This is a genomic window from Lamprocystis purpurea DSM 4197, from assembly GCF_000379525.1.
GTDB lineage: Bacteria > Pseudomonadota > Gammaproteobacteria > Chromatiales > Chromatiaceae > Thiodictyon > Thiodictyon purpureum.
In genome coordinates this window covers 51,298-77,829 of record NZ_KB902499.1, presented here as the reverse complement: position 1 = coordinate 77,829, position 26,532 = coordinate 51,298, and the positions used below count along the sequence as shown (strand labels likewise).

Here is a 26,532-nt window from a genome sequence, read left to right as displayed (position 1 = left end):
TGATGGCGATGGCGCTGGGACACGTCAAAGCCGGTCGCCTCGAACAAATGCGTTCGCTGGTTCAGCCCATCCCCGCGACCGGATAGCCCCTCACCGACTGCCACGTCCGGCCAGGCCGCTCGCGCGTCGCCTGCGGGCGCGGCTGTCCGCGGGACAGGGTTGTTGAGAATAATTCTCAAATGGGCGCCCCGGCGACCCGATTTCGCCGATGCTCGCCAGGAAATGCCTGTGCGTCAGCCCACCTGGCGCCGACCCCGGGTTCCGGCGCGTCCGCGAAAAACGCCGCAGCGCAAATGTCTCAGCATGAGGTTCGCTTGACACTGAGCTTCGCTTCGAAGTACGCTAAAAAGGAAATTAGAGTACACTTGTTGGCTGGACCCTAATGGAGTATGACGCTCTTGCTGGTCCGAACGAACTTCAACCCTTAGGAGAAAACAGTCATGAGTTTCAATTTTTCCCGCACCAGAACCGCCGCCGCGGTCTCCGCAGCACTCTTGGCGTCACTCGCTGTGTCACCGGTTTCTGCGATGAGCATTTCCGATAACGGGCTGGGCGACGTGGGCATCAGCGCTTACTATAGCGTGCGGCAGAATTACCAGACCAACATCAGTCTCGTCAATACCTCAGATACCTACGTGGTGGCCGTCAAGCTGCGTTTTCACGAAGCTGCCAACAGTGGCGATGCGCGTGACTTCAACATCTACCTCTCGCCGAATGACGTTTGGGTTGGAGTCGTCGGGTTGAATGCCGACGGCAAGACACCCTACATTCAGACCTCCGATACCTCATGCACAGTGCCGAATAAGTTCCCTGCCGGCACCCCTAATACACCGCAAAAACGGCAGGAAGGCTTCGTCATCGTCGGCAAGGCGCCGACCGGCGCGGATATCAAACAGTTAGACTTCTCCTCCCTCGAGGCTGGCGGAAACATCGTGCATACCCAGGAGGGCTACGTCGAAGTCATTGAGATGGGCGTCGCCCTCCCGGTCAGCACGGTCAACTTTGATGCGAGCGAATTGGCGTCATGGGCTGTGCACGGTGAGGACCAGAATTGCGACAAGATTGTTAATGTGTACAATGGGCTGCAAGCGGTGACAGTCACGGGGTCGGCAGCGAACCCTGTGACCGGGCTGCTTTTGACCTGCGAACAGGGCTCGGGCCTGGAGCGCGACGCATTGGCCTTTGGCAATCAGGCTTTCCAAGCTGAATTCTGCGAGCCGCTCAACGTTCTGAAGATAGCCAGCACCATGGTCCGCGCCAATACGGGTCAAGCCTTTGGCGTACCCGTGACGACTATCGCCAACTTCATCAGCCCACTTGGTGGGACGGAAGATCCGGCGGCACCGGACTCGGCGGACGAGATGGCTGAGCCTTCCTCCGCTTTCCCGAACCTCAACAATGGTGCCCCGGCGCTCTCGGTCCAGACTCCCAGCGCCGGTACGCAGCTCTTAGTTGGAGGTACGTTTGAACGACCGGTCGATGCGGTTGGCAGCCTTCTCACGGCAACCTCAGTCATCAACGAATATCGTGCGGTGGCGAGCGGTTCACCACAGACCGCGTGGGTGGTGACCTTCCCAACCAAGTCATTCTACGCTGCGGATGGTGAGTGCTTTAACGTCGAATTGACCTACTACAACCGCGAAGAAAAGAAGACGACCGGCTCGGTTCCTCCGTCGCCGTTCGTGCCGGGTCAAAGCGCCATTTGTCATGAGACACAAACACTCAACTTTTCGAAGAACGGTACTGTCCTCGGCTCGCAGTTCAACTCCGCATTCGCGCTGGAGTCTGGATACACACAGGGCTGGGCTGAGCTGGAATTCACGGAACCGCTCTCGATCGAGAGCATTGGCGGTACCATCTATGACGGTTACCCGACGATCGGCTTCGCTTTGACTGCCATCACGAATGGCGCTGTAAACAACGCATTGGTCTCACCGCATGCGTACAGGCGGCCAATCACGCCTCCTTGATTGTCGCGCGACGGCGACGCATCGGCATCGCCCGGCCCTGACTGCTCGTGACTGAAAATCAGCCCCTGGGGAACTTTCCTCGGGGGCTTTTGTCTTATAGTCGTTGAGACCGCTGCGTACTGATTTGTCCATCGTCTAACAATGCGCCATCAGGCTGTACTCGACACCCGATCTCGCCTTATCTCTTCATCCTGGGGTCTTCCAACTGCCCCATCCCAGCAATCCGCTGGAGGATCACCATGAACACGCTACTGAAAACCCGGTTCTTGATCTCGCTGAGCGCCCCGCTGTTAGTGATGAGTGCCACGACCACGGAGGCGGCGTGCAGCAATGAGCCACCGAAGGTACCGGATCCGCCGTTGTCACTGTCGGCAAACGCCGGCGATCCACAGATTTTGATCCCGACAGCCAGGCTTGCTACAGATGCTGAAGAGGATTTACTCAAATTCACCCTTGAAACCGGCGTGATCAACGGCGACGCGGGCGGTGTACTCGTACCTGACCCGAACGGATTACGCTATACGGCACCGGCAACCCTCGACGCACCCGCGATCGACCGTTTTACCTACACCGTCGACGACAGCCATTCCGGCAATGCCACCGGGGAACTGACCATTAACGTCAGCGCAACTCCAGCGCCGTTGCCCTGTGACCGACTCACCGGCGGTACCGCCTGCTTCGGCCAAACCTGGGATGGGCGATGGTTTACCCTGGACGAGGAAAAGCAAGACCAAGTGCGCTCCGCCGACGGGAAAACCCGACTGGCACTCTTCGTTCCGAGCAAGGCTGAATACTTGAAGCCGGATAAGGCCAAGGGGAAGATCATCGCGATCTTTCCGAACCCCGGCGGCGGCTACGAGAGCTTTTGGGGATGCGGACCGGAACAGGCCGTCGTCGGGCCCTCGCGCTACACCTGTGACTTCTCAAAATCCTTGCGCGGCGACGTCACCTACATGTATCGTCTGCCGGTCGTCAACGGGAGGATTTACCGTACGACATTGCAGGTGTCATCCTCTGGGCTGAGTGACGAATACGGGTCCTGGTTCATCGCCCTGTCCAAGACGCCGAATACAACCATCGCGTTCAGCGGGAATACTCCCTACGGAGAACTGGCCGGCTGCATGGGCTGGGGGAGCAGTAAGACCATCAATCCGTACACCTGCTCCTACCTGATCAGCAGGGCTTCACCTCCGGCCCCTGCACTGGAGATGCTCTATTTCAAGATTCAGGCGGCTCCCGCCAAGACCTATGTCGCGGGTCAATGGAGCGGTACGCCAAGCAGCGAATGCGACAAGTCGCTTCACTGCCGGATGTATATGAGCTCCTGGTGAGACACATGACGGTTGGCACCTCGCTGGCCGCCGACCCGCGTCGACGGCCACTCCCCCTGATCGCCGGCCTGGGCTGCTGCCTGCTGCCGTTCGCCATCACCGCGGCTGCCGACGCGGTCCTGATCCGGGGTCCGGACCCCGGCACTGGTGCGGCCGTCATCGTGACCAGCGCGGATGTGCGTGCCGAAATCACCGCGGCACCGGAACCCTTGCGCACCCGGATGACCACCGACCGGGCAATGCTGATCGAGACGATCAATAACGTCTATCGCCGCAAGGCGCTGGTCGGGGCGGCCAAGGCCGGCGGTCTCGATCAGTTGCCGGCGGTTCAGGCCCAGATCGAGCGGGCGCGTGATCAGACTCTGGCCATCGCACTGCTCGACAGTCATCAGCAAGCCCTGATGACCCAAATTCCGGACATGCTTGCCAGGGCGCAGGAGGTCTATCAGGCGCAGCCCGACCGCTACCTGATCCCGGAGCAGGTTCAGGTGCGCCACATCCTGCTGCGGGCCGGCACCGACGAGAAGCGCGCGGCGCGCCGCGCGGAGGCCGAGGCGCTCCTGCAGCGCCTGCGCGAAGGCGCCGACTTCGCCACGCTCGCCAAGCAAAGCTCGGACGACAGGAGCGCGGTGGAAGGCGGCGCACTGCCGCCTTTCAAACGCGGCCAGATGGTGCCCCCCTTTGAAGCGGCGGCCTTTGCCCTGAAACAACCCGGCGACCTGAGCCCGATCGTGACATCCGAGTTCGGCCTGCACCTCATCCGGCTGGAATCCATTCAGCCCGAGCAACAGCGCACCTTTGATCAGGTCAAGGACGCCATCATCGCGAAACTGCAGAGTGATTGGCTGGCCGACGCCCAAGAGACCTGGCGCCTGGGCATCGTCGATCCGAGCAAGTCGCAGGTCGATCATCCGGCCCTGGAGTCCTTTTTGGTCGACACCACCGGCGGCCAACCGTCGCCGGACGCGACGCCGCGGCAGGACGCGCACAAGGGTCCTTGAGCACCCCCCGTGAATCGCTACGGGGAGCGGTTGGCGACCATGATCGAATATAGCCTTCGGACGTGATTACCGAAAGTAGGGGCGGGTTTCAAACCCGCCCCTACACTAAAGTCTGTTTGGATATCAGGTGCGAACGCTATACTGCGTTTGGCTGACTCGCTTGCTGAACCTTCACCCGGCAAACCGCGCGAGAAAAACGCCGATCTCGGCCTCCAGTTCGGCGCGCGCCCGCAATCCGTCGATCCAACGCGCGGGAATCGCATCGAACCCCAGGGCCGCGCCCAGGATGGCACCCAACACCGCGCCACGGTGACAGTTATCCCCGCCGACACCGGCATTGGCAATCAGGGCCGACTCAAAATCGCCGTGATAGCGTGCCGCCAGGTACAGAACAGCCGGAAAGGACTGATCGATGTAGCAGGCCGGACTCAACTGGCCCCCGATCACGCTGAGGTCCGACAGGCCCGTCCGTTCGACCTTTTCGATCACCGCGGTGGCCGGAAACCCCAAACGTTCGGCCACGGCACAGGCCAGCGGCCGGACCGCCGGCGCTGGGTCCTCCAGCAACCGGACCAGCAACTCACCCAGGGCCAGCGCATAGCGCTCCAGCCGGGCGGAGCGATGCGTCAGCCGCAGTTGCGCCAGCAGCGCACCCGCCGCCCGGTCGGACGCGGAGCGCGCGGCCAGGATCACCGGCGGCAGACCAACGAGACCGCCGATCGAAGCAGTATCGTGCCCTTCCGCCCCGGCACAGTCGACCGGCGGCACGCCGCGCGCTAAGTTTGCGAAAAAGGCCCGGTGGTAGGACTCGGCATAGGTATCGCGATGGCTGTCCGGCGCCGTCATGAAGTCCACATAGTCGTGCAGAAAGGCCGCCGGGTCCGGCCCGCCGGCCGCGGTCAGGCCACGGATCAACAGCCGGGCACACAGCAAGTTGAGCGTATTGTCCCCGGCTTCCAAACCATGGTGATAATGCATGTTCGGCCGGCCCCACAGATGCTTGCGGCCCTTGAGAATGACCCCGCCGACCACCTCCCCGGACTGATCCCCGCGCCCGGCCTTGCCGGTACTGGCCAGCGGCATAATCGAACTGGGGTGATGCGCGCGCGGCGCCTGGTAGTCGCGCAGCGTCCCGAAGTCCCGCTGCAAGGCCGCCACGTCGTAGTACCAATGCACCGGCATCGCTAATGCGTCGCCGACGAACAGGCCCCACAGGCAGCCCCGCATCCGGTCAGTGACCGTCAATTCAGTCATCGCTCCACTCCGCCGACACGCGAGAAGCCCGGACAGACGGGCGTCGATTTGGCCGCTGACTGGCAGCACCCACCCGCTCGGGCACAGCAGCGCGCCGAGGGTCCCGCCCACTGATGCGGCCCGCCGATCGTGAATCAACCGGTGTCATCCAGCGGCTTTCCAAGAGGCGAGACCAGTCGCGAACCGAAGGTCAGCGCGCGGACGGCCTCGCTCATCGTTAGCCGGACCAAGGCCGCGCAGAGGCAATGTCGACCGGCTAACGGCCATGGAAGGAACATCAGCCACCCCGGACGATGAATGGCCCCGTGGGAGCGGCGTCCCGCCGCGATGCGGTGCCGCGGTGACCTCGAACGCTGTGGTGACACGCCCGGCCCCATCGCGGCGGGACGCCGCTCCCACGGGGTCGCCGCGCGACTTTCACGGTAAGCCTCCGATCTTCTTGCGGCCGGAACGATGAGCGAGGCCGCGCGGACTGCGGACGCTCGCTCCGTCCACGCGACACGTATAATGTCCGCGGAAGACCCCGCGACATAGAGGAAAGGACATCGCCTTGAGCGCCGACAGCCACGCCTGGGCGATTGCCGGAAAACCGAGACGGAATGTCCCATGCGCCTGCTTCATTATCTTGAGATCCAGAACTTCAAGCGCTTCGGTGACCGGCAGCGCATCGAGCTGGACCATCCGGCCGTGCTCATCGGCCCCAACAACTGCGGCAAGACAACGGCGATCCAGGCCATCGCGCTCTGGTCCCAGGCAGTCAGGACCTGGCAGGCCAGTAAAGGCAAAGCACCGCCTAAGGAACGCACGTCGACCTCGCTCAACCGCCTGAACATCGTTTCGGTGCCGGTTGCGCGTACGCGCTACTTCTGGCACAACACGGCGGTGCGTACCGGCAACACGGACATCCCGCTGTTGATTACGCTCGGCGTGCTTCACCGAAATAAAATCGAACCCGTCACCGTGCGCTTCCGCAACCAGGGCGACGAGCTGGTTTATTGCACGCCCGACGATGCCGCCCTGGAACGACCGGATCTCATCGAAACAGCGGCCGGGCTCAATGTCGAACTGTTGTACCCCATGTCCGGCCTGGAAACCGAGGAACCGATTCTCCAGCCGGGGCGCATCGGTGTGTTATTGGGACAGGGCCAGACAGCGCAGGTACTGCGCAACCTGTGTCTGCTGGTGGTTAAAGACGCACCAGAGGACTGGCGCCGCATCGCTGCGCTGATGCGGCGCTTGTTCACGGTCGATCTGGGGGACCCTACAGAGACCGCGCGCGGCAGTATCAATTTATTCTACCGGCAAGCGCGGGTGAAGGAGCCGCTGGATATCGCCCTGGCGGGGCGCGGGTTCCAGCAGATGCTCCTGATCTTTGCCTATCTTTATTCACATCGCCGCAGCGTACTGCTGATCGACGAACCCGACGCCCATCTGGAGATCCTGCGCCAGAAGCAAGTCTATGTGCTGCTGCGCGAGATTGCGGCCGAGAACGAATCTCAAGTGATCTTGGTCACCCACTCGGAGGTGATCCTTGAGGAAGCGCTCGACCACAACCTCACGCTTCTGTTGGGCGGTCAGACCGACGATATCGCGGCGAAGTCGGACTGCATACTGTCTACTGGAGTCGCTACGAGGCCGAGAACTACTTCATCACGCCTGAGCTGTTGAGGAATTTCGCGATTCAGAGTTACCAGGACCTTCCCCTCTTCGGGCAGTTTCAAAGTGAGACTGATGAAGTCCTTGACGAACTGATTACCGAGCGCGTGTTTGGCGGACGTGCCCGTGACCTCGAGATTTGGCGAAGTCTCGATCAGGCGGCGGCTCGACTCCTTTGGGAGGCGAGAACTGAAAGGGTGAAACTCAGCGAATTTGCCGAGGCGTTTTTCCGACGCCTTGCCGCCCGATTGGGACACGCGATGCTGCTGCGCAAGGGGGAGTTTTATCGACTCGTTGACTTCGTCGACCCCCAGGGACTCCCGGAGGAGGTCACCGAGAAGCTGGATCTGCTCGCGGCGCTCTTCGCTGGGGCGGCCCCTGGGGAAGAAGCATGAGCAACGCGGGCGTTAGCCGCGGTTGCGCCAGCAGCACATCCGCCGCACGGTCGGACGCGGAGCGCGCGGCCAGGAGCGCTGGCGGCAGCGTGAATCAACCCGAATCATCTGCCGGGAGGGCCTCGATCAAGATTCCGGCCACTTGGGCTCGGGTGCGTAGTCAGGCCATCCTGGCCTGACACCCTCAGGGCTGGAAGCCCTGACTACGCACGCCGCCGACCGGGATTACGCTCAAGGCCGCCGAGAGAAATCCTTGGTCAAGCCGCGACTGGACAGGCGGGCTCCCCACGCCCGGCAGCCGGTCCGGTTCTTGGATCGAAACCGACATTCCTGTAAATTGCCGTGCATTCGAGACCATTGCGGCCACAACGCCCTTGCGACTCCCGACCAGTCGGGTTGCCCTGATGACGTCGAAAACTCGGCTATATCTGCGGTGCATAAAGAACATCTTTGAAAAATACTGTGGCGGAACCTCTTATCCGACCATTGATAGCCGATATATCGCCCGCTTTCCGATTCCTCTGTTTGATGCCGAATTAGCAAGCCGCGTTCAGAAACTTGTCATGCAAGCCAAAAGCGCGCTGCGCGAATCCGAACAACTCCTTGAACAAGCAAAATCCCGCGTCGAACAACTCATCGAAGAGGCCGCTCGGGCGTGATCGGTCAACCCGAGCGGAAAATACTGATCATTGCTGGACCGCACGGAGCCGGCAAGACCACCTTTGCCGAGGAGTTCCTGCCCAAAGAGGCCGCCTGTCCGAACTTTATCAATGCCGAGATCGCCCTCCAGCGTGCCGCGCTCGCTGACCGGTTCCGGGATCTATTCAAGGACTCTCCGGGAGCCGCGACGCTCACGGATACCGAGATCGCTTCGGAGATCGACGCCGTGCGGGATTGGCGATTCGGTCAGGTACCGGGAACGTCACGATGCATTCGCTGATCGCCGCACAGCGCGCCGCCATCGCCGAGGTCTGTCGTCGCTACCGGGTGCGACGACTGGAGGTCTTCGGCTCCGCCGTACGCGGTGCGGATTTCGATCCCGAGCGCAGCGATGCCGATTTCCTCGTGGAGTTCGCACCTGATGCTCAGGCTGATCTGGGCGGCTGGTTCAGTGTCCGAACCGAGTTGGAACGCCTGCTCGGGCGTGGCGTCGATCTGGTGGAATATCGGGCCGTGCGCAACCCCTATGTGCGTGCCGACATCGAACGGACGCGGGAGCTGATCTATGCCGCGTGACCCGCGCGCCTATCCGTGGGATGTCCGCGAGGCGGTCACGGACATTCAGGGTTTCGTCGCCGGCCTGGATCTGTCGGCCTATGTCGCAAGCGCCCTGGTGCATTCTGCGGTGGAGCGCAAATTCGAGATCATCGCTTTTGACGGAGTTGGGCGAGGAATGAACAGCGAAGACAGATCTTCCCACGACGACACGAAGGGCCAGTTTCTCGTCTACGAGGCCGAGGACGGGCGGGTCAAGCTGGAGGTCCACCTACAGAACGAGACGGTTTGGCTGACCCAAGCCGATATGGCGCGGCTGTTTCAGTGTTCCGCCGACAACATTTCGCTGCACCTGAAAAATATCTATGACGAGGGCGAACTCAGACTGGAAGCAACGACCGAGGATTTCTCGGTAGTTCGTCAGGAGGGGCCTCGCCGGGTTCGGCGAACCCTGACCTTTTACGACCTCGACGCCATCATCTCGGTCGGCTACCGGGTGAAGAGTCATGTGGCGACCCGCTTTCGGATCTGGGCCACTCAACGGCTGAAGGAGTATATCGTCAAGGGCTTCGTGCTGGATGACGAGCGGCTGCGGAACCCGGACCAGCCCTTCGACTACTTCGATGAGTTGACTCGCCGCATCCAGGACATCCGCACCTCGGAGCGACGTTTCTACCAGAAGATCACCGATATCTATGCCACCAGCATCGACTACGACCCAACGCTGGACATCAGTATCCGCTTCTTCCAGACGGTACAGAATAAGATGCACTGGGCCATCACCGGCCAGACCGCCGCCGAGATCGTCCACACCCGTGCCGATGCGGACCGGCCCAACATGGGCCTGACCAACTGGCGCGGGGCCAAGGTCCGCAAGCAGGATGTCAGCATCGCCAAGAACTATAGCCATCGGACGTGATAACCGGACGTAGGGGCGGGTTTCAAACCCGCCCCTACACCAGGGCTCTGTCCGGATATCAGGTACGAAGGCTATATCTGGACGAGGCCGAGTTGGCGGCCCTGAACAACCTGGTCGAGCAATACCTGATCTTCGCCGAGGGCCAGGCGATGCGCCGCATCCCGATGCACATGGGCGACTGGATCAGCAAGCTCCACGCCTTTTTGAACATCAATGACCGGGAGATCCTGACCCATGCCGGCAAGATCTCGCACCAGATGGCGCAGCAGCGGGCGGAAGACGAGTACGAAAGGTTCCACCAACGGCGTATCGCCGAGCAGGACCGCACCGGCAACGACTTCGACACGCTGGTCGAACGCCTGCCCGCCGGTAACCAAGGGAAGCCCTCATGACACTGGCCGATGACGATCTGCAACTGCTGCGGGAACTGTGCGAGCAGCACGGCGTGAACCTGGACAAGGTGCTCAAACTGCTGGAGACGGTGCGCGAATACGAGCTGAAAGACCGCCGCACCGGCGTTTACGACGCGCTGCGCGAGATTCTCACCAGCAAGTCACCTTCCGATCCGGTGGAGCGTTCGGCATGAGCGCGGACAGCACCATCGACGGCTTTGTCAAAGATCCCAGTTTGATGGTGGAACTGTGTCGGGAAGTGATCGACCGGCTCGACTCATACACGGAGGCAACCGATATTCATGAGCAGCAGACACTTCGCAATGACTCACCAAGGGGGATCTGGGAGCTTCCGGAGGATAAAGCATGAAATTCCGCAAGCTGACCATCGAGAACTACAAGTCCTTTCAGTTCTCGACCGAGATCACGTTCCCGGTGGGCGGGGACGGTCGCAGCATCTTCCTGATCGGCGGGATGAACGGGGCGGGCAAGACCTCGATCATGGAGTCGGTGACCTACTGCCTTTATGGCGGCAAGGCGGACGACATCTACCGTAACATCAATCGGCGGGAGAAGGCCAAGGGTAACGCCAACGTCGCCTTTGAGCTGGTCATGGAGATGGATGACGGCTCGGAGCTGGTGGTCAAACGCTCCTGGACCGCGGGCGTGGTCAGCGAGCCGCGTCCACGCGACCTGACCGAGCGGCTGGTGGTGGTGCGCGACGGCAAACGGGTATCGGTACAGAACCAGGAGTTGTGGCAGGACTTCATCCGCGCGGCCATCCCGCCGGGCATCACCCAGTTCTTCTTCGACGGCGAGAAGATCCAGGAAATCGCGGCGGATGACCATTCCGAGGTACGCCTGAAGACATCCCTGGAGGCGGCGCTGGGCATTCAGTACATCAACCGTCTGGCGAGCGACATCCTCTATATTAAGCAGGACGAGCGTAAGGGCTATGTCGAGCGCGGGACCACCCCTGCCGCAGTCGCTGCTATGGTCCTGCGAGAACTGGAAGGCCCTGACGAAGCGGATGTCAGATCAGTGAAGAAGACCGGCTGTTCTTTGTCGTGATGGGCGCTGCCCCAGCCGTCGCGGCTTGGCGCGGCTCCCGTGGCCAGAGTTGGCGGCCCATCCTCTCGATGAGACCCCAGAAACAGCCTTAACCCCCCGGTTGCACAGTGGGGAGCGTAGACTACGGTTCCCCCTTCGGGGTCCACGTTCGTCTTGAGATCATGGCTATGCGCGAAATCCGGCTCGGATGGCTGTCAGGGTTCACCGGCAAGAAGACCGCCCGGCCGGTCGGCGACGAGCCGCCGCTGCGCGCGGAGTTGTTCAGCGCGGTCCAGATGGAGCAGCACGGCAAGGCCCTGGCCGCCGCGCATGTGCTGACTCCGGAGCACGCGTCGGACCGACTGCTGGTGCGGCTGACCGAGAATGAGCGCACCCTGATCGACTGCTGCGCCGTGCTGATGCAGGCGGCGGCCGCGACCCAGCGAATCGCGCCGGCCGGGGAGTGGCTGCTCGATAATTTCTATCTGATCGAGGAACAGATTCGCACCGCCAAGCGGCATCTGCCCAAGGGTTACAGTCGGGAACTGCCGCGGCTGCGCACCGGCCCCTCGGCCGGCTTGCCGCGGGTCTATGACATCGCGCTCGAGATCATCGCGCACGGCGACGGCCGGGTGGACCCGGAGAATCTCAGCCGCTTCGTCGCCGCCTACCAGGAGGTGACCACGCTCAAACTGGGCGAGTTGTGGGCCATCCCGATCATGCTGCGGCTCGCCTTGATCGAGAATCTGCGCCGGGTCGCGGTCCGGGTCAGCGCCGGACGGGCCGACCAGGATTTGGCCGACGGCTGGGCCGATCAATTGACGGCGATGGCCGAGACCGATCCGAAGAATCTGATCCTGGTGATCGCCGATATGGCGCGATCGAACCCGCCGATGTCGAGCGCTTTCGTGGCCGAGTTGGCGCGCCGACTGCAGGGCCAGGGTGCCGCGTTAGCTTTGCCGTTGACCTGGATCGAACAGCATCTGGCCGAGGTCAATCTCACGATCGAGCAACTGGTGCAGACCGAGAACCAGCAGCAGGCGGCCGATCAGGTCTCGATCAGCAACAGCATCGGCAGTCTGCGGTTCCTGGGTGCGACGGATTGGTGTGAGTTCGTGGAGACCATGAGCCTGGTCGAGCGCACCCTGCGCGAGGACCCGGCCGCGCTCTACGCCCGGATGGATTTCGCCACGCGCGATCGTTACCGGCACGTGGTGGAGCGCATCGCCAAGCGGGGCCGGCGTCCGGAGTCCGAGGTGGCACGCGCCGCCATCGACCTGGCCGGCGCCGGCGCGAGCCGGGCGGACGACACCGAGCGCACCGGGCATGTAGGCTTCTATCTGATCGATGACGGACTGCCGCTGCTGGAACGGCGCGTGCGGGCGCACCTGGGCCTGGTGGACAGGCTCCAGCGGCGGGGACGCCGGATTCCGCTGATCCTCTACCTGGGCGGAATCACGCTGATCGCGGTGCTCTTCACGGCGAACCTGCTGGCCTCGGCCGCGGCGGCGCCGGGTTGGCTGCTCGCCCTCCTGGGTGTACTCGCCTTGCTCGGCACCAGTCAGTTGGCGGTGGCCCTGGTGAACTGGCTGGCGACCCTGCTGGCGACACCTTATCCGCTGCCGCGGATGGACCTGGACACCGGCATCCCGCAGCAATTGCGCACCCTGGTGATCACGCCGACCATGCTCACCAGCCCGGCGGGGATCGACGCCCTGATCGAAGCGCTGGAGGTCCGGTTCCTGGCCAATCGGGACGATAGTCTGCACTTCGGCCTGCTGACCGATCTGCGTGACGCGCCGCTCGAAACACTGCCGGAGGACACGCCCCTGCTGGACTTGGCCGCACGGGGGATCGCGGAACTGAATGAACGCTACCCGCGGGAGCAGGGCGACACCTTCTATCTGTTCCACCGGTCGCGCCGGTGGAATGCGCAAGAGCAGGTCTGGATGGGTTACGAGCGCAAGCGCGGCAAGCTGGCCGACTTGAACGCCCTGCTGCTCGGGGACCTTGGTGATCGGGTCGCTGAGCGCTTCGCGCTGGTCGTCGGTGATACGCGACCGCTGCTGGGTCTGCGCTATGTGATCACCCTGGACACCGACACCCAGCTCCCGCGTGATGCGGCGCGCGAACTGATCGGCGCCATGGCCCACCCGCTCAATCGTCCGCGCTACGACGCCGCCCGCGGCCGAGTCTGCGCCGGCTACGGTATCCTGCAACCGCGCGTGGCCGTCAGTCTGCCGGGGGCCAACCGGTCGCGTTACGCGCGGCTGCACGGCAGCGATGCCGGCATCGATCCCTACACGCACGCCATCTCCGATGTCTACCAGGATTGGTTCCAGGAAGGCTCGTTCATCGGTAAGGGGATTTATGACGTGGCGGCCTTCGAGCAAGCGCTCGGCGGGCGCTTCCCCGACAACCAGATCCTGAGCCATGACCTGCTGGAAGGCTGTTACGCGCGCTCGGGACTGCTCTCCGATGTGCAGTTGTACGAGGATTATCCGGCCGCGTATCACGCGGACGTGAGCCGGCGGCACCGCTGGATCCGCGGGGACTGGCAAGTTGCCGGATGGCTGTTGCCCTGGGTACCGGATGCGGCCGGCGGGCGGAGCAAGAACGCGCTCTCGGCACTGTCGCGCTGGAAGCTGGCCGACAACCTGCGGCGCAGCCTGGTGCCCGCGGCCCTGACCCTGCTGTTCGTGCTGGGCTGGCTGCTAGTGCCCGCGCCCTGGTTCTGGACCCTCTCGGTGCTCGGCATCGTGCTGGTGCCGGCGCTGCTGACGGCGCTGCTCGGCGGGCTGCGCAAGCCGGGCGATGTACGCTGGGGCCAGCACCTCGCCGCCGAGGTGCGTGCGGCGGGCCGGCAGTTGACGCAGGCTGGATTCACCATCGCCTGCCTCCCCCATGAGGCCTACTTCAGCCTGGATGCCGTGGTCCGCACCCTCTGGCGGATGGGCATCACCCGCGAACGCCTGCTCGAATGGACCGCCTCGGGCGATCAGGCCGCCGCGCCGCACGGCCTCCGCGACTGCTACCGGCACATGGCCGCCGCCCCCGCGCTGGCCCTGCTGACGGCACTGGCGGTCGCGGCGCTGCAGCCGGCGGCCTTGAGCGCCGCGGCACCGCTCCTGTTGCTGTGGTTGGCCGCGCCGGCACTCGCCTGGTGGCTCAGCCGCCCGCGCTTGCCGCGCCCGGCCCGCCTCAGTCTCGATCAGACCCAGTTCCTACGCGCCACCGCCCGCAAGACCTGGGCGTTCTTCGAGACTTTCGTCGGCCCGGATGACCATTGGCTGCCGCCGGACAACTATCAGGAACACCCCGCGCCCGTGGTCGCGCATCGCACCTCGCCGACCAACCTGGGTCTATCCTTACTTGCCAATCTGGCCGCGTACGATTTCGGCTATCTGCCGGCCGGCGGACTGCTGGAGCGCACCGCCCATGCCCTGCGCACCATGGCGGGCCTGGAGCGCTACCGCGGCCACTTCTACAACTGGTACGACACCCAATCGCTGCGGCCGCTCGCCCCGCTCTATGTCTCAGCGGTGGACAGCGGCAACCTCGCCGGCCACCTGCTGACCTTGCAGCCGGGGCTGCTCGAACTGGTGGATGCGCCGATCTTGAACGCCCGCTGGCTGGCGGGCCTCGACGACACCTTGCGGATTCTCACCGACACGCTGGACGGCGCCCTGCCGGACGCGCTCGCCGACGTCCGGCAGCGGCTGGACACCGCGTTGCGGACACCCCCGACCACTCTGGCGGCGGTGCATCAGTGCCTGGACGCCTTGGCCGCCGGTGCCGCAAACGGCGTTGCCGGTCTGCGCCCGAACGCCGACCGCGAAACCGGCTACTGGGCGCAGGCGCTGGCCCGACAATGCCGCGCCATGCTGGATGAACTGCTGTTTCTCGCACCCTGGCTCGAACTGCCCGCCGGGTCCACCGACCCGACACCGATCGAGACGATCCCGACCCTGCGCCAGTTAGCGCAACTGCCGGAGACGACGCTGCCGCCGCTCCTCGCCGAGTCCGGCCGCCGTGCCCGCGAGCGCATCGGTGCGCTCGAACTCCTGGCGCTGCAAGCCGGCGAACTGGCCCGGATGGATTACGACTTCCTCTACGACGAAGCCCACCATCTGCTCGCGATCGGCTATCACGTCGGCGAGCGGCGGCTGGATACCAGTTACTACGACCTGCTGGCGTCGGAGGCGCGCCTGGCCAGTTTCGTGGCGATTGCCCAGGGCCAACTGCCCCAGGAAAACTGGTTTGCCCTGGGCCGCCTGCTGACCAGCGCGGCCGGCGAGCCCACGCTCCTGTCATGGAGCGGTTCGATGTTCGAGTACCTGATGCCGCTGCTGGTGATGCCGACCTACGACAACACCCTGCTCGACCAGACCTATCGGGCCGCGGTGGCCAGGCAGATCGCCTACGGCAAGGCGCGCGGTGTGCCCTGGGGCGTCTCGGAGTCCGGCTACAACACGGTCGATCTCCAGTCCAATTACCAATATCGCGCCTTCGGCGTGCCCGGCCTGGGGCTCAAGCGCGGACTGGCCGAGGATTTGGTGATCGCCCCCTATGCCAGCGCCCTGGCCTTGATGGTGGCACCAGAGGCCGCGTGCGTGAATCTGCAGCGCCTCGCCGCCGCCGGCTTCACCGGCCGCTTCGGCTTCTACGAGGCCATCGACTACACCACCGGGCGCGTGCCCCACGGACAGGCGAGTGCTCTGGTGCGCTCCTTCATGGTCCATCACCAGGGCATGAGCCTGCTGTCGCTGGCCTATCTGCTGCTGGACCGTCCGATGCAGCGGCGTTTCGCGTCGGCTCCCCTGTTCCAGGCGACCGCCCTGCTGCTGCAGGAGCGCATCCCCAAGACCCCGGCCTTCTATTCGCACACCAGCGAGTCGGTCACCGACTTCCGCCCCGCCGGGACCGGTCAGGAGGCGCCGGTGCGCGTGTTCAGCAGCCCCAACACGCGCCTGCCGCAGGTGCAGTTGTTGTCGAACGGCCGTTACCACGTGATGATCACCAACGCCGGCGGCGGCTATAGCCGCTGGAAGGACCTGGCCGTCACCCGCTGGCGCGAGGACAGCACCCGCGACGCCTACGGCAGCTTCTGTTACCTCCGCGATCCGGCGACCAACGCCTGCTGGTCGACCACCTACCAGCCGACACTCAAGCAGCCGGACTCCTTCGAGACGATCTTTTCGGAAGGACGGGCCGAGTTTCGCCGTCGCGACTATGAGCTCGATTCCTATACCGAGATCGTGGTCTCCCCCGAGGACGACATCGAACTGCGCCGGATGCGCCTGACCAACCGCAGCCGCATCCGCCGGGTCATCGAGGTCACCAGCTACGCCGAGGTCGTGCTGGCCCCGCCCGCCGCGGACGCCCTGCATCCGGCCTTCAGCAACCTCTTCGTACAGACCGAGGTGCTCGATCCGCGGCCGGCTATCCTCTGCACCCGTCGGCCACGCTCGCCGGAGGAGCGCACGCCCTGGATGTTTCACCTGATGGCGGCGCGCGGGGCCGAGCACGGGACCGTCAGCTACGAGACGGATCGGCTGCGCTTCATCGGCCGCGGTCGCGGTCTGGCCGCACCGGCCGCCTTGAACACGGACGGACCGCTCTCCGGGACCACGGGTTCCGTACTGGACCCGATCGTCGCCATCCGCTACTGCATTACGCTCGACCCGGACCAATCGGTCATGCTCGATCGGGTCACCGGCATCGGCGACACCCGCGCGGACGCCCTGGCCCTGGTCGAGAAATACCAGGATCAGCGGCTGGCGGACCGCTGCTTCGATCTCGCCTGGACGCACAGTCAGGTGGTCCTGCGACAACTCAATGCCAGCCCGGCCGACGCCCAACTCTATGGCCATCTGGCCGGGTCGATTCTTTATTCGAATGCCTCGCTGCGCGCCGAGGCGAGTGTGCTGATCCAGAACCGCCGCGGCCAATCGGGGTTGTGGAGCCACGCGGTGTCCGGCGATGTCCCGCTGGTGCTGCTGCAGATCAGCGACCCGGAGAACATCGCGCTGGTTCATCAATTGGTCCAGGCCCATGCCTGGTGGCGATTGAAAGGCTTGAGCGTGGATCTCGTGATCTGGAACGAGGATCAGGCCGGTTATCGGCAGGAACTTCAGGAACAAATCCTGGGGCTGATCGCCGCGGGCGTCGAGGCCCATGTCGTGGACCGCCCCGGCGGGATCTTCATCCGGCCCGCGGATCAGATCTCGGGCGAAGACCGGCTCCTGTTCCAGACCGTAGCCCGCGCCATCCTCAGCGACAGCCGCGGCACGCTGGCGGAGCAACTCGGCCGGCGCGGCCCGCTGGAGCGGCGCCCGCCGCGCCTGCGGCCGAGCCGCACCGACACCTGGGAGCGCGCTCCCGCGGCGCGGCCGGCACGCGCGGCGGCCGGCACCCGCAAGGCCGACCTGCTGTTCGACAATGGACTCGGGGGGTTTGCCGCCGACGGACGCGAATACGTCATCACCCTCGGGCCCGAGCAGACGACGCCCGCGCCCTGGGTGAATGTCCTGGCCAATCCGCTCTTCGGCAGCGTGATCTCGGAAAGCGGCGCGGCCTACACCTGGAGCGAGAACGCCCACGAGTTCCGCCTCACGCCCTGGCACAATGACCCGGTCGCCGATCCGAGCGGCGAGGCGTTTTATATCCGCGACGAGGAGAGCGGCCATTTCTGGTCGCCCACGCCGCTGCCCTGCCGCGGCGCCACTCCCTATGTCAGCCGGCATGGCTTCGGCTACAGCGTCTTCGAGCACACCGAGGATGGCATCGCGTCGGAACTCTGGGTCTACGTGGCCCTGGACGCAGCGGTCAAGTTCTCGGTCCTGAAGCTGCGCAACCGCTCGGACCGGGCGCGTCGGCTCTCCGCGACCGGCTACGTGGAATGGGTCCTGGGCGATCTGCGCCCCAAGACGGCCCCCTATCTCATCACCGAGATCGACCCACGCAGCGGCGCGCTGCTCGCGCGCAATCCATACAACACCGAGTTCGCCCATCATCTCGCCTTTTTCGATGTGGACGATCCCGCCCGCGGCTACAGCGGCGACCGGACCGAATTCATCGGCCGCAATGGATCCTTGCGCCATCCGGCCGCATTGCTGCGCACCGGGCTCTCGGGCAAGGTCGGAGCCGCCCTGGACGCCTGCGCCGCGCTCCAGGTGGCCGTTGCACTGAACCCCGGCCAGGAACAGGAGATCGTCTTCCGGCTCGGCGTCACCGGCCGGCGCGGTTCAGACGACCCCGGCAACGCGGTCTATTCCGGTCGCGGCACCGCGGCGGCGCGCGCCGCGCTGGATGCCGTGCGGCAGCACTGGCAGCACACACTGGGCGCCGTGCAGGTGGAGACCCCGGACCCGGCACTCGACTGCCTCGCCAATGGCTGGCTGTTGTACCAGACCATCGCCTGCCGCCTGTGGGCGCGCAGCGGCTACTACCAATCCGGCGGCGCCTTCGGCTTCCGCGACCAGTTGCAGGATGTTGCCGCGCTCATTCACTGCGAGCCCGCGCTGATCCGCAACCAACTGCTGCTCAGCGCCAGCCGTCAGTTCCCGGAAGGCGATGTGCAGCACTGGTGGCATCCGCCCACCGGCCGCGGGGTGCGCACCCGCTGCTCGGACGACTATCTATGGCTGCCGCTGGTGACCGCGCGCTACTGTCTGGCCACCGGGGATACCGGCGTGCTGAACGAGCCGGTGGGGTTCCTGGACGGCCGCCTGGTCAGCGGCGAGGACGACTCCTATTACGACCTGCCCGGTCAATCCGACGAAACGGCGACCCTCTACCAGCACTGCGTACGCGCCATTCTCCACGGCCTGCGGTTCGGCGAGCACGGCCTGCCGCTGATGGGCTCGGGCGACTGGAACGACGGCATGAACCTGGTGGGGATCAAGGGTCGGGGCGAGAGTGTCTGGCTCGGCTTCTTCCTCTATGAAGTGCTGATGCGCTTCAGCGCGGTCGCGGACCGGCACGGCGACCACGCCTTCGTCGAGCGCTGCCGCGCGGAGGCCGAGCGCCTGCGCGAGCAGCTTGATCGGCAGGCCTGGGATGGCGACTGGTATCGACGCGCCTGGTTCGATGACGGCCAGCCGCTGGGCTCGGCGATCAATCCCGAATGCCGCATTGATGCGATTGCCCAAAGCTGGTCGGTCCTCTCCGGAGCCGGCAACAGCGAGCGTGCGCGCTTGGGCATGGCGGCCCTGGATGAACACTTGGTGCGCCGCGATCTGGGGCTGATCCAACTGCTGGATCCGCCGTTCGACACCTCGCCAATGAACCCCGGCTATATCAAAGGGTATGTCCCCGGCGTGCGTGAGAATGGCGGGCAGTACACCCATGCGGCGGTCTGGACGGCGATGGCCTTCGCGGCCCTGAATGACCGCGCACGCACCTGGGAACTCTTCTCGATGATCAACCCGATCAACCACGCGCGCACCCCGGCGGCCGTCGCGACCTATAAGGTGGAACCCTATGTCATCGCCGCCGACATCTATGCCGTGGCACCCCATAGCGGACGCGGCGGCTGGACCTGGTACAGCGGCTCCGCGGGCTGGATGTACCGGCTGATCCTGGAATCCATCCTCGGGCTGCGCCTGGAGGGCGATACCCTGTGCCTGGAACCCTGTTTACCGCCGGACTGGACGGGATTCAAGCTGCATTACCGCTATCGCGAAACGCGCTACCACATCGCTGTCAGCCAAGGGACGGACAGCGAAGCCAAGTCTGGGGTGACCATCGACGGCATCCTGCGCGGCGACCTGAGCATTCCGCTGATCGATGACCACCAGGACCATGTGGTCGAGGTGCGATTGGGCGCGGCGGGGGTGGGGGCGGTGTCCGATCATTCGGGCGTCGAACGCGATCACCGAACGTAGGGGCGGGTTTCAAACCCGCCCCTACGTCCGGCTATCACGTCCGATGGCTATACTGATGTTCATTGGTTGAGTATTCGACATGTTCAAAGCGGGCCAGTCGGGTCGCTGCCAGCTCCAGCGCATGACGCACCGGCCGCGCCGGCCTGCTCCAGTCGCTCGATTTGCTGGTTATGGAGTTTGGACAGCAGGAGCAACGCGGTGACCGCGCCGATGAGTGCGAACATCATGTCGGATTGCGTGTCCCACGGATCGCCCTGAGTGCCGAGGAACGCGTCTGCACCGGCACCAAGCGCCAAAGCGGCACCCCACTCAATGAGTTCGTAGGCGGCGCTGATCGCCAGAACGATGCAGATAACGATGAACGCCAGCATCTTGCGTCCATTCACATGGTGGCCGCGAATCAGTAGCTCGCGCGCGGCGAGCGCGGGAACAAAGCCTTGGAAGAAATGGCCGATCTTGTCGTACGGGTTGCGTTGCAGGTCGAGCGCCTGCGCAATGTCAAAGCCAAGCGGCACTCGGGCGTACGTGTAGGCGCCGCCGAGCATCAGCACCAGCGCATGTAGAAAGATGCACACATACAGCAGCGTCGAGAGTGGGAAGCGCCGATAGGTTGCGCCAAGCACGGCGAGCACCAGGACGATCGGAAAGACCTCCATGATCCAGGTCAGGCGGTCGTACGGATGGGCGCCTGACCACGCCAGCAGGCCGAGCAGAGCGGTCAAGGCGATCAGGAGCGGCTTGGTGCGGTCAGTGGGCATGGATGTTGTGCAACCTCATGATCTGCGATGAACGGCGTATGCCGTGACGTGGACGACTCCAGGCCAATCCGGCACCGATCGCGGATACGTTACGCCACCTCGACCGTGCACGCGGCGCGATGGAGTCGCTTGACGCCGGTGTCATCCCGGAACCCTATTTCGGCATCGGCTTTGAGTCGTTGCCCCAACTGCCGGCGGTCTTCTCCCTGGGGCGTTGGGCCTTGTTAACCCACCTGAGCGCTCAGGGTCCGCTGACCCTGGCCGATCTTGCGCGCGGTCTGGGACGCGATGAAGCAGAGGTTGCGGGTGATGTCGCTGTTCTTCTGGACTGGACGGTCCTGGAGCGCCAGGCCGATGGGCGCGTGTGGGTGCCGTGGGATGAAGTGGATCTGCGCCTGCCGTTGGCCCGACGGGCGGCCTAGTCGACGGAGCAAGAAACGCTGAGCAGCGGCGTATTCAATCATATCGTCGATGACCGTGAGCCGCAGCATTACCCGGCAGTTCCAAATTTGGTTAGCCGCCGCCAACAGCGTGTCGGCCGCGAGGCTCATGGTGGATGCGCTGCGCTTATCCACCCTACAAGACCGGCTCCGCTGTAGGGTGGATAAGGCGCGCCCTTTTGGTGTCAGGGACCTGGCACGGCGGTCGCGCGCGCCGCATCCACCAGGGTTCGCGCGATGCCGCCGAAATTTGGAATTGCTGAGCATTACCACTGACTAGGGCGATTTCCAACAATTTGGATACCGGTCAGTGTAGGTGCGACTTCAATCGCATCTGCGTCCGAAGTGGGAGCGGCCTTGATCGTAATCTCGGCCAGCGGCGTGCGTCGTCAGGGCTTCCAGCCCTGACCACGCACCCGGCGAGTCCAAGTGGCCGGAATCTTGATCGAGGCCGCGGGAGCTACAACCCTGTTCGCTCAAGCGGCCCGAGTTCGGGATGCTGCGACATCGGCAGCGACCGACGCTCGGCGCAATACGCTGCGCTATTGCGCCCTACGGGCTAGACATAACCGAGCGGCGCTGGTGCGGGGGCCGCTTTAATCGCCGGTAGGGCCTCGTCGCTCTGATCCTTATGCAGTTGCCTGGCCAGCTCGACGTAGCGCTCATAGGGCAGCATTCTATCCAGACTAGGCAGCGCCTCGGTCCGCATCCACTTGGCCAGCGTTCTCAGGTTGAAGGTCGATACCGCCTCGGCGGACTTGTCCAGGAGTCCGCGTACTTCGCCTAATGGATCATCCTGAGCCGCGGCATATTCAATGATATCGTCGATGACCGTAAGGCGCAGCATGACCACTGACCAAGCCGTCAGCTCGATCTGGCGTGCCAGTTGGAGACCACCCGTCGAGCGAATATCCGTGATGGCAATGCCAGGGGTTGCAGTCAGACGCTCTTTTGTCCACCAGTAGAGATGCAGGCCGCTGGTCCAACTGCCCTGACGGCCGATACAATGACTGACATAGCTCCTCGCCAGGCTCAACATGGCAACTTCAGCCCGCGCCCCGCTCATGGCTTTGAGTTGCGCAAGCGATTCGATCTTTGAATCCAGCATGCCGTACTCGACAACAACGTCACCGACCGCATCGCTTCTGAGTGCATCCAAGTCTCTTTCATTCGACGAAATGTCATCCTTTGCCGCTGCGTTGCCACAAATCCTTACGATCAGGGCCGGGGCGTATCTAGCCGCATGGACAGCGGCGACTTGTCGTGCCCGGTCGAGCGCTAAATCCTTTCGGACATGCAGCCCGCAGGTGGTCGCATCCGCGGCATTGAGAATTGTTCGATGCCGCGAACAGTATCCCACCACGAGCCCCAAGGCGCCGTATTGCAAACCATTGAACCAGCAATTCTGACACGAATGCAGCATCATGTTCTCTCGAAGATCAGTGCAACGACCGCTGCCGGTTCAGCGATTGTTCTGAAGTCGAGAAGATGCTCCGACCATTGCTCGACATAACGGCGCGCCTGCATGACCTCAAACGCGCTATTCCATTTAGCTTTCCCTTTGCCGTTGCCTTTCTTGCATGACAACAGTTCAGACTTGCTGATGTGACGCACACCGCTGTCGTTCGCCTTCCTGACCGATGTCGCCCATATCGCGCCACCTTGCGCGAAGACCTTGGCAGCCTCGAATTCTTCGGATGTCGAAAGATAAGGCGTCTCTCGTCCTGGGCCTTCAAGATAGAGAATGTATCGGACGATCAAGTCGTCCGCGGACGGCGAAGGAACGCCAACCCCGGACTTTGAGTCGCCTCGCAGCAAAGGCTGTTTGCCGGGATTCCATTTCATATTTGAAGGCATAGGTAGGTCCGGTAATGTTGGCGACTTCCTTCTCGGGGACGGCTCTGGGCGTGGACCTATACCGAAGAACCCCTACCGTGGAGAGAGCGTAGTGCGTCGCAATACCCTGCGCTGTTGCGCCTTCCGGGTTGGGGCTGCGGGCTTGGGTAACGGCCACACGCTGAAGGTGTTATCCCAGTTTGCTGAGAGTACATAGCTTCCATCTGGGCTAATGACGAAGCGATATACTCCTGGGTTCCGATTCGGACCCGGCCCCCACCGAGAAAAGCGGCTCAATCTCGCAGCCTCAACTCCGGATTTCAGATTCCATACTTGCAGTGTATTCCTATCGTTCCAAGCCGAGACCCCGTAAACACCATTTGACGCGATGGAGACGCGCCAGTTTCTGTCGCCTTCAAATTTCCGGAGTGTGCGACCCGTCTCCAGATCCCAGAGGTGCAAGCCGCCTTCCCGCGGTATACGAGAGAATCCGTAACGTCCATCCGGGGTAATGGCTACCGAGTCTACATAACCGCCCTGCTCAAACACTCGAACGGTCTCACCGGTTGCGATGGACCACAGCCGTATTGGTTCATGGACGGCGTTTTGCGCGATTGAGAGGATATGGCATCCGTCAGGACTGATGGTGATAAACGAAATAGACTCTGAATGTCCCTCAAAGACTTGTATTGTTTTGCCCGCATTTAGATCCCAGAGCCGCAAGGTCGTGTCGGTACTGCCAGTGAGGGCATGGCAGCCATCGGGACTGACAACGCAATGATGAACCCAGTCGGAATGGCCACTGAAAATCTGAATTGTCTCTCCGGTCTCAAGATCCAAGAGTCGAAAGCGTTTATCCGGTGTACCGAGGAGTGCCCGGGGTCCAGCGACATCTCCGGGAACCAGAGTGATCCAATCCCAGTAGTCGCCTTTCATCTCATGGATCATTTCACCGGTCCCAAGCTTCCAAACTTTGATGCTCGCACGGTTGGCGCCAAACGCATACTGTCCACCCTGATCTATCGCTACCGCTCGCACTCCAAACTCGCCAGCAGGGATCGTATAAATTGGTCTGGTACCGATAAACTCGCGGTGCAGTCGCCGCAAGAAAAGGTGCAAACGTCCTGGCGAATGCACACGCGTTAGGTAGGCTTGCTGCAGTTCCAACAACTGCTGGTCGCGCGCCTGGATCGCCTCGTCCCGATGCCGGCCATCGGGATGTGCGTACAGATAGGCAGCATAGCTCTCGTGGCTCTGGTGTCCGCTCGTCCGTGCCCATGTCGCGTCGTCCAACGTGATGATCGCTGTGCTGGCATGCTGGACGTAGCGCCCATTCGGTTGGGCATCCAAATAGGTGCGGTAACCCCACCGCGTGAGCCGTGCCGCCGCCGCTCGCCAAGCTGTCTCGTCGTCTGTAACGAGGCGATCAAGCTTGGCCTGCGCCTCGGTGCGGAATCGACCTTCGGTCTGGGTCCTCAGATAAGCCTCAAAGGCAGCAATAGTATTTTGCCTAGTGGCCGTTTTGTACGCGGAGTGGTCGCTCTGCAATGCGGTTGCCACCTGTTGCGCCAGCGCTTGTTGTGACGCATTCGGGAACCAAGCAACAAAATTTCGGTAGGCTGATGCCGAGTCGGTCTTTTTCGCGCTAGCCCAGGCTTGGTCAATTGCTTCAGTGCGGTGAAGCGCTTCGGGAAACGTTTTCAAGTAATCCCGATACGCTCTTAAAGAAAGCCGTCCATCTATTTCCTGCCAGTTCGTCTCGTCGATCGAAACAAGGTGATCACGCGCGGCCTTGGCTTTGGCATGGAACTTCCCCGCGGTCGGGGTTTCAAGATACGCATTGTAAGCAGCGATAGTATTGGTATTTGTAGCGCAATCCCAAGCGGTTTGATCCCGCTGGAGTCTTGTGCTCGCCTGCTGCGCCAGGGTTCGGCTTGGCGCCTGGGGAAACCAACTCAAATAATCCTTATAGCCGGATAGTGAATCGCGTTTGCTAGCAATGCCCCATGCCTGTACATAAGCGTCCTCACGGTGTAAAGCTTCGGGAAAGGCAGTCAGATAATCGCGATAGGCGAGGAGAGTCCCGTGTTTTTTCGCTTCTACCCAGGCATGCTGGTCACACTGGACCAACTGATCAAGCAACTTGCGGGCCTCTGCGCAGTATTTCCCATTGGATTCAGCGGCAAGGTATCCCTCGAAACCGGTCCTGCAGTTCGCTGTTATTGCCTTGACCCATGCCGCTTTATCGGCTTCAAGTCGCCGCGAAACCTCTTTGGCATCACCACTGTGTCGCCCACTCGGGAAATCGGCCAAATAGACTCGGTAGGAGTCGATGCTATCTTGAGCGGCGGCTCTATTCCAAGCTGCATCGTCAAGCGGAATAATGGCCTGGTCCAGTTGCGCCCTCAGCCAGTCGAGGTACGCGGCATGGTCGGCGGGGGCAATGGCGGTCATGGTCGAATTCCGTTGGGGATGGGCTGTGCGCAGGTCAAGCGGCGATGATGGCAGGCAGGGTGCTGGTTGCTTAACGCAAATCGGACAGTACGCTTGAGATCATCCGTGCCTGCTGATCGATATAGGTCATGTGCTCCTGCTCGATATGCCGGACGGTGGTCTCCGCCTGGTCGGAGAATTCGTGGGCGAGGCGGGTCAGGCGTTGCAAGTATTCGTCCATGTAGTTCTGGCTGCGCAAGGCTTGGAGTGACTCGAAGTGTTGGCGGGTGACATGGCGCAACTCGCTGTCGAGTTGTTGCAGATAGTCGCGGCTGGTGATGCACCAGCCGAGTTGATCCGCCAGTTTCTGGGTTTCCATGGGGGCTCCTGGTTTGGTTGGGGTTTCGGCACCAATGCGGTTTGATGATCAATCCGGCGATGGCGGAAAGCGTATTGCGTAGGGTGGATAAGGCGCGCGTGATATTGCCGGGAATCAGGCACGGGCGGTCGGCGCGCCGCATCCACCAACCGCGGTGCTGGTGGTGGATGCGCTGCGCTTATCCACCCTACAAGACTCAACCGGCACGGGCGCTCTGGATGAGCGCGCGCAACTGGCCTTCCTGCAGGGCCAGTTCGTTTTCGCTGCGTTTGAGCTGGTCGGCCAGGCCGTCGATCATGCGGCTGTAGTCGGCGTATTTTTCGCGCAGCCGCTCGATGTATTCCTTGGCGAAGCCGTGTCCAGCCAGGGTGGCGATCTGGTGACGGTAGCTTTCGCGGTTGTTCTCGAGGAAAGAGGCCATCGCTTGCAGATGGCTGCGGTGGTCTTCAAGCAAGTGTAGTTGGCTCTCAAAGCTCTCGTTCATGGCCGGTCCGCTCCCGCTGGGGGTTTTGATTCCATAAAGGTCGTGCTGCTTGCGCTGGCCATCCAGGTAGCCGATTTTATAGCCGTCGGTTTAGGTCTCGACTGCCTGATCGAACTGCCGGACCCAGTTGG

Annotated in this window: 22 protein-coding genes; 15 read left to right on the top strand and 7 right to left on the bottom strand. The window is 63.0% G+C overall.

From position 1 onward, the window contains the following. Window positions 1–440: 440 nt before the first annotated feature. The 3 genes from A39O_RS0115390 (at window position 441) to A39O_RS36675 (ending at window position 4,302) form a co-directional block, all read left to right on the top strand. Complete coding sequence (locus A39O_RS0115390) at window positions 441–1,970, top strand: hypothetical protein (protein WP_157640147.1); 1,530 nt, start codon at window positions 441–443, stop codon at window positions 1,968–1,970. A gap of 239 nt (window positions 1,971–2,209) precedes the next feature. Beyond that, window positions 2,210–3,301, top strand: coding sequence for an Ig-like domain-containing protein (locus A39O_RS0115380; protein ID WP_157640145.1), 1,092 nt, complete (start codon window positions 2,210–2,212; stop codon window positions 3,299–3,301). 5 nt (window positions 3,302–3,306) lie between these two features. Continuing rightward, window positions 3,307–4,302 carry a peptidylprolyl isomerase gene (locus tag A39O_RS36675; RefSeq protein WP_020505552.1) on the top strand — a complete coding sequence of 332 codons (996 nt, stop codon included), beginning with the start codon at window positions 3,307–3,309 and terminating at the stop codon, window positions 4,300–4,302. Window positions 4,303–4,473: 171 nt separating this feature from the next. Here the strand turns inward: A39O_RS36675 and A39O_RS0115370 are convergent, their stop codons facing one another. Then, on the bottom strand, window positions 4,474–5,556 hold the full coding sequence (locus A39O_RS0115370; protein WP_026199443.1) for an ADP-ribosylglycohydrolase family protein: 1,083 nt from the start codon (window positions 5,554–5,556) through the stop codon (window positions 4,474–4,476). Between the two features lie 606 nt (window positions 5,557–6,162). On the opposite strand from A39O_RS0115370, the gene A39O_RS33710 reads away from it, so the two are divergent. The 11 genes from A39O_RS33710 to A39O_RS0115325 all read left to right on the top strand — a co-directional run bounded on the left by A39O_RS33710 (window position 6,163) and on the right by A39O_RS0115325 (window position 20,071). After that, window positions 6,163–7,224: an AAA family ATPase gene (locus A39O_RS33710; protein WP_020505550.1), complete on the top strand. Its 1,062-nt coding sequence runs from the start codon at window positions 6,163–6,165 to the stop codon at window positions 7,222–7,224. 185 nt (window positions 7,225–7,409) lie between these two features. After that, complete coding sequence (locus tag A39O_RS42195; protein WP_211211609.1) at window positions 7,410–7,607, top strand: hypothetical protein; 198 nt, start codon at window positions 7,410–7,412, stop codon at window positions 7,605–7,607. A 404-nt stretch (window positions 7,608–8,011) separates the two neighbouring features. Then, window positions 8,012–8,266, top strand: coding sequence for a restriction endonuclease subunit S domain-containing protein (locus A39O_RS40855; protein WP_157640143.1), 255 nt, complete (start codon window positions 8,012–8,014; stop codon window positions 8,264–8,266). Next, a complete protein-coding gene (locus A39O_RS42695; RefSeq protein WP_020505547.1) occupies window positions 8,263–8,547 on the top strand; it encodes a hypothetical protein in 285 nt (94 codons plus the stop codon). Before A39O_RS40855 ends, A39O_RS42695 begins: the two co-directional genes overlap by 4 nt. Next, the gene (locus A39O_RS0115350) at window positions 8,535–8,843 is read left to right on the top strand and encodes a nucleotidyltransferase family protein (protein ID WP_020505546.1); all 309 of its coding nucleotides are present in this window, start codon (window positions 8,535–8,537) and stop codon (window positions 8,841–8,843) included. The genes A39O_RS42695 and A39O_RS0115350 overlap by 13 nt, the downstream gene beginning before the upstream one ends. Then, the gene (rhuM, locus tag A39O_RS42190) at window positions 8,833–9,741 is read left to right on the top strand and encodes a RhuM family protein (protein ID WP_211211608.1); all 909 of its coding nucleotides are present in this window, start codon (window positions 8,833–8,835) and stop codon (window positions 9,739–9,741) included. Before A39O_RS0115350 ends, rhuM (A39O_RS42190) begins: the two co-directional genes overlap by 11 nt. Before the next feature lie 92 nt (window positions 9,742–9,833). After that, on the top strand, window positions 9,834–10,133 hold the full coding sequence (gene rhuM / locus A39O_RS42185) for a RhuM family protein (RefSeq protein ID WP_157640141.1): 300 nt from the start codon (window positions 9,834–9,836) through the stop codon (window positions 10,131–10,133). Then, complete coding sequence (locus A39O_RS0115340) at window positions 10,130–10,327, top strand: DNA modification system-associated small protein (protein ID WP_020505545.1); 198 nt, start codon at window positions 10,130–10,132, stop codon at window positions 10,325–10,327. The genes rhuM (A39O_RS42185) and A39O_RS0115340 overlap by 4 nt, the downstream gene beginning before the upstream one ends. Then, window positions 10,324–10,503 (top strand): hypothetical protein, encoded by a 180-nt coding sequence (locus A39O_RS0115335; RefSeq protein ID WP_020505544.1) that lies wholly within the window; start codon window positions 10,324–10,326, stop codon window positions 10,501–10,503. Before A39O_RS0115340 ends, A39O_RS0115335 begins: the two co-directional genes overlap by 4 nt. Beyond that, entirely contained in the window at window positions 10,500–11,204 is a 705-nt protein-coding gene (locus A39O_RS0115330; protein ID WP_020505543.1) for an AAA family ATPase, read from the top strand. The genes A39O_RS0115335 and A39O_RS0115330 overlap by 4 nt, the downstream gene beginning before the upstream one ends. Window positions 11,205–11,371: 167 nt before the next feature. Continuing rightward, a complete protein-coding gene (locus tag A39O_RS0115325; RefSeq protein ID WP_020505542.1) occupies window positions 11,372–20,071 on the top strand; it encodes a GH36-type glycosyl hydrolase domain-containing protein in 8,700 nt (2,899 codons plus the stop codon). 83 nt (window positions 20,072–20,154) lie between these two features. Here A39O_RS0115325 and A39O_RS33700 read toward each other — a convergent pair whose 3' ends face one another. Beyond that, window positions 20,155–20,829 carry a DUF2238 domain-containing protein gene (locus tag A39O_RS33700; RefSeq protein WP_020505541.1) on the bottom strand — a complete coding sequence of 225 codons (675 nt, stop codon included), beginning with the start codon at window positions 20,827–20,829 and terminating at the stop codon, window positions 20,155–20,157. Window positions 20,830–20,948: 119 nt separating this feature from the next. On the opposite strand from A39O_RS33700, the gene A39O_RS0115315 reads away from it, so the two are divergent. Next, window positions 20,949–21,251, top strand: coding sequence for an HVO_A0114 family putative DNA-binding protein (locus A39O_RS0115315; protein ID WP_020505540.1), 303 nt, complete (start codon window positions 20,949–20,951; stop codon window positions 21,249–21,251). A 577-nt stretch (window positions 21,252–21,828) separates the two neighbouring features. Here A39O_RS0115315 and A39O_RS0115310 read toward each other — a convergent pair. The 5 genes from A39O_RS0115310 to A39O_RS0115290 form a co-directional block, all read right to left on the bottom strand. Then, on the bottom strand, window positions 21,829–22,692 hold the full coding sequence (locus A39O_RS0115310; RefSeq protein ID WP_169338450.1) for a hypothetical protein: 864 nt from the start codon (window positions 22,690–22,692) through the stop codon (window positions 21,829–21,831). Then, window positions 22,692–23,114: a hypothetical protein gene (locus tag A39O_RS0115305; RefSeq protein WP_020505538.1), complete on the bottom strand. Its 423-nt coding sequence runs from the start codon at window positions 23,112–23,114 to the stop codon at window positions 22,692–22,694. The genes A39O_RS0115310 and A39O_RS0115305 overlap by 1 nt, the downstream gene beginning before the upstream one ends. Before the next feature lie 84 nt (window positions 23,115–23,198). Continuing rightward, a complete protein-coding gene (locus tag A39O_RS0115300; RefSeq protein ID WP_020505537.1) occupies window positions 23,199–25,559 on the bottom strand; it encodes a WD40 repeat domain-containing protein in 2,361 nt (786 codons plus the stop codon). A 70-nt stretch (window positions 25,560–25,629) separates the two neighbouring features. Further along, window positions 25,630–25,917, bottom strand: a complete 288-nt coding sequence (locus tag A39O_RS0115295) for a hypothetical protein (protein WP_020505536.1) — start codon at window positions 25,915–25,917, stop codon at window positions 25,630–25,632. Between the two features lie 196 nt (window positions 25,918–26,113). Further along, a complete protein-coding gene (locus A39O_RS0115290; protein ID WP_020505535.1) occupies window positions 26,114–26,401 on the bottom strand; it encodes a hypothetical protein in 288 nt (95 codons plus the stop codon). Window positions 26,402–26,532: the final 131 nt, after the last annotated feature.

What these genes read in the sequence shown, in the direction of transcription:
- A39O_RS40855 (WP_157640143.1), top strand. Translation starts at nt 8,012, where the DNA reads ATGACGTCGAAAACTCGGCTATATCTGCGGTGCATAAAGAACATCTTT.
- A39O_RS0115300 (WP_020505537.1), bottom strand. Translation starts at nt 25,559, where the DNA reads ATGACCGCCATTGCCCCCGCCGACCATGCCGCGTACCTCGACTGGCTG.
- A39O_RS0115390 (WP_157640147.1), top strand. Translation starts at nt 441, where the DNA reads ATGAGTTTCAATTTTTCCCGCACCAGAACCGCCGCCGCGGTCTCCGCA.
- A39O_RS0115315 (WP_020505540.1), top strand. Translation starts at nt 20,949, where the DNA reads ATGGAGTCGCTTGACGCCGGTGTCATCCCGGAACCCTATTTCGGCATC.
- A39O_RS0115330 (WP_020505543.1), top strand. Translation starts at nt 10,500, where the DNA reads ATGAAATTCCGCAAGCTGACCATCGAGAACTACAAGTCCTTTCAGTTC.
- A39O_RS0115295 (WP_020505536.1), bottom strand. Translation starts at nt 25,917, where the DNA reads ATGGAAACCCAGAAACTGGCGGATCAACTCGGCTGGTGCATCACCAGC.
- A39O_RS36675 (WP_020505552.1), top strand. Translation starts at nt 3,307, where the DNA reads ATGACGGTTGGCACCTCGCTGGCCGCCGACCCGCGTCGACGGCCACTC.
- A39O_RS0115290 (WP_020505535.1), bottom strand. Translation starts at nt 26,401, where the DNA reads ATGAACGAGAGCTTTGAGAGCCAACTACACTTGCTTGAAGACCACCGC.
- A39O_RS0115380 (WP_157640145.1), top strand. Translation starts at nt 2,210, where the DNA reads ATGAACACGCTACTGAAAACCCGGTTCTTGATCTCGCTGAGCGCCCCG.
- A39O_RS0115370 (WP_026199443.1), bottom strand. Translation starts at nt 5,556, where the DNA reads ATGACTGAATTGACGGTCACTGACCGGATGCGGGGCTGCCTGTGGGGC.
- A39O_RS0115350 (WP_020505546.1), top strand. Translation starts at nt 8,535, where the DNA reads ATGCATTCGCTGATCGCCGCACAGCGCGCCGCCATCGCCGAGGTCTGT.
- A39O_RS0115305 (WP_020505538.1), bottom strand. Translation starts at nt 23,114, where the DNA reads ATGAAATGGAATCCCGGCAAACAGCCTTTGCTGCGAGGCGACTCAAAG.
- A39O_RS0115325 (WP_020505542.1), top strand. Translation starts at nt 11,372, where the DNA reads ATGCGCGAAATCCGGCTCGGATGGCTGTCAGGGTTCACCGGCAAGAAG.
- A39O_RS0115310 (WP_169338450.1), bottom strand. Translation starts at nt 22,692, where the DNA reads ATGCTGCATTCGTGTCAGAATTGCTGGTTCAATGGTTTGCAATACGGC.
- rhuM (WP_211211608.1), top strand. Translation starts at nt 8,833, where the DNA reads ATGCCGCGTGACCCGCGCGCCTATCCGTGGGATGTCCGCGAGGCGGTC.
- A39O_RS33700 (WP_020505541.1), bottom strand. Translation starts at nt 20,829, where the DNA reads ATGCCCACTGACCGCACCAAGCCGCTCCTGATCGCCTTGACCGCTCTG.
- A39O_RS0115340 (WP_020505545.1), top strand. Translation starts at nt 10,130, where the DNA reads ATGACACTGGCCGATGACGATCTGCAACTGCTGCGGGAACTGTGCGAG.
- A39O_RS0115335 (WP_020505544.1), top strand. Translation starts at nt 10,324, where the DNA reads ATGAGCGCGGACAGCACCATCGACGGCTTTGTCAAAGATCCCAGTTTG.
- A39O_RS33710 (WP_020505550.1), top strand. Translation starts at nt 6,163, where the DNA reads ATGCGCCTGCTTCATTATCTTGAGATCCAGAACTTCAAGCGCTTCGGT.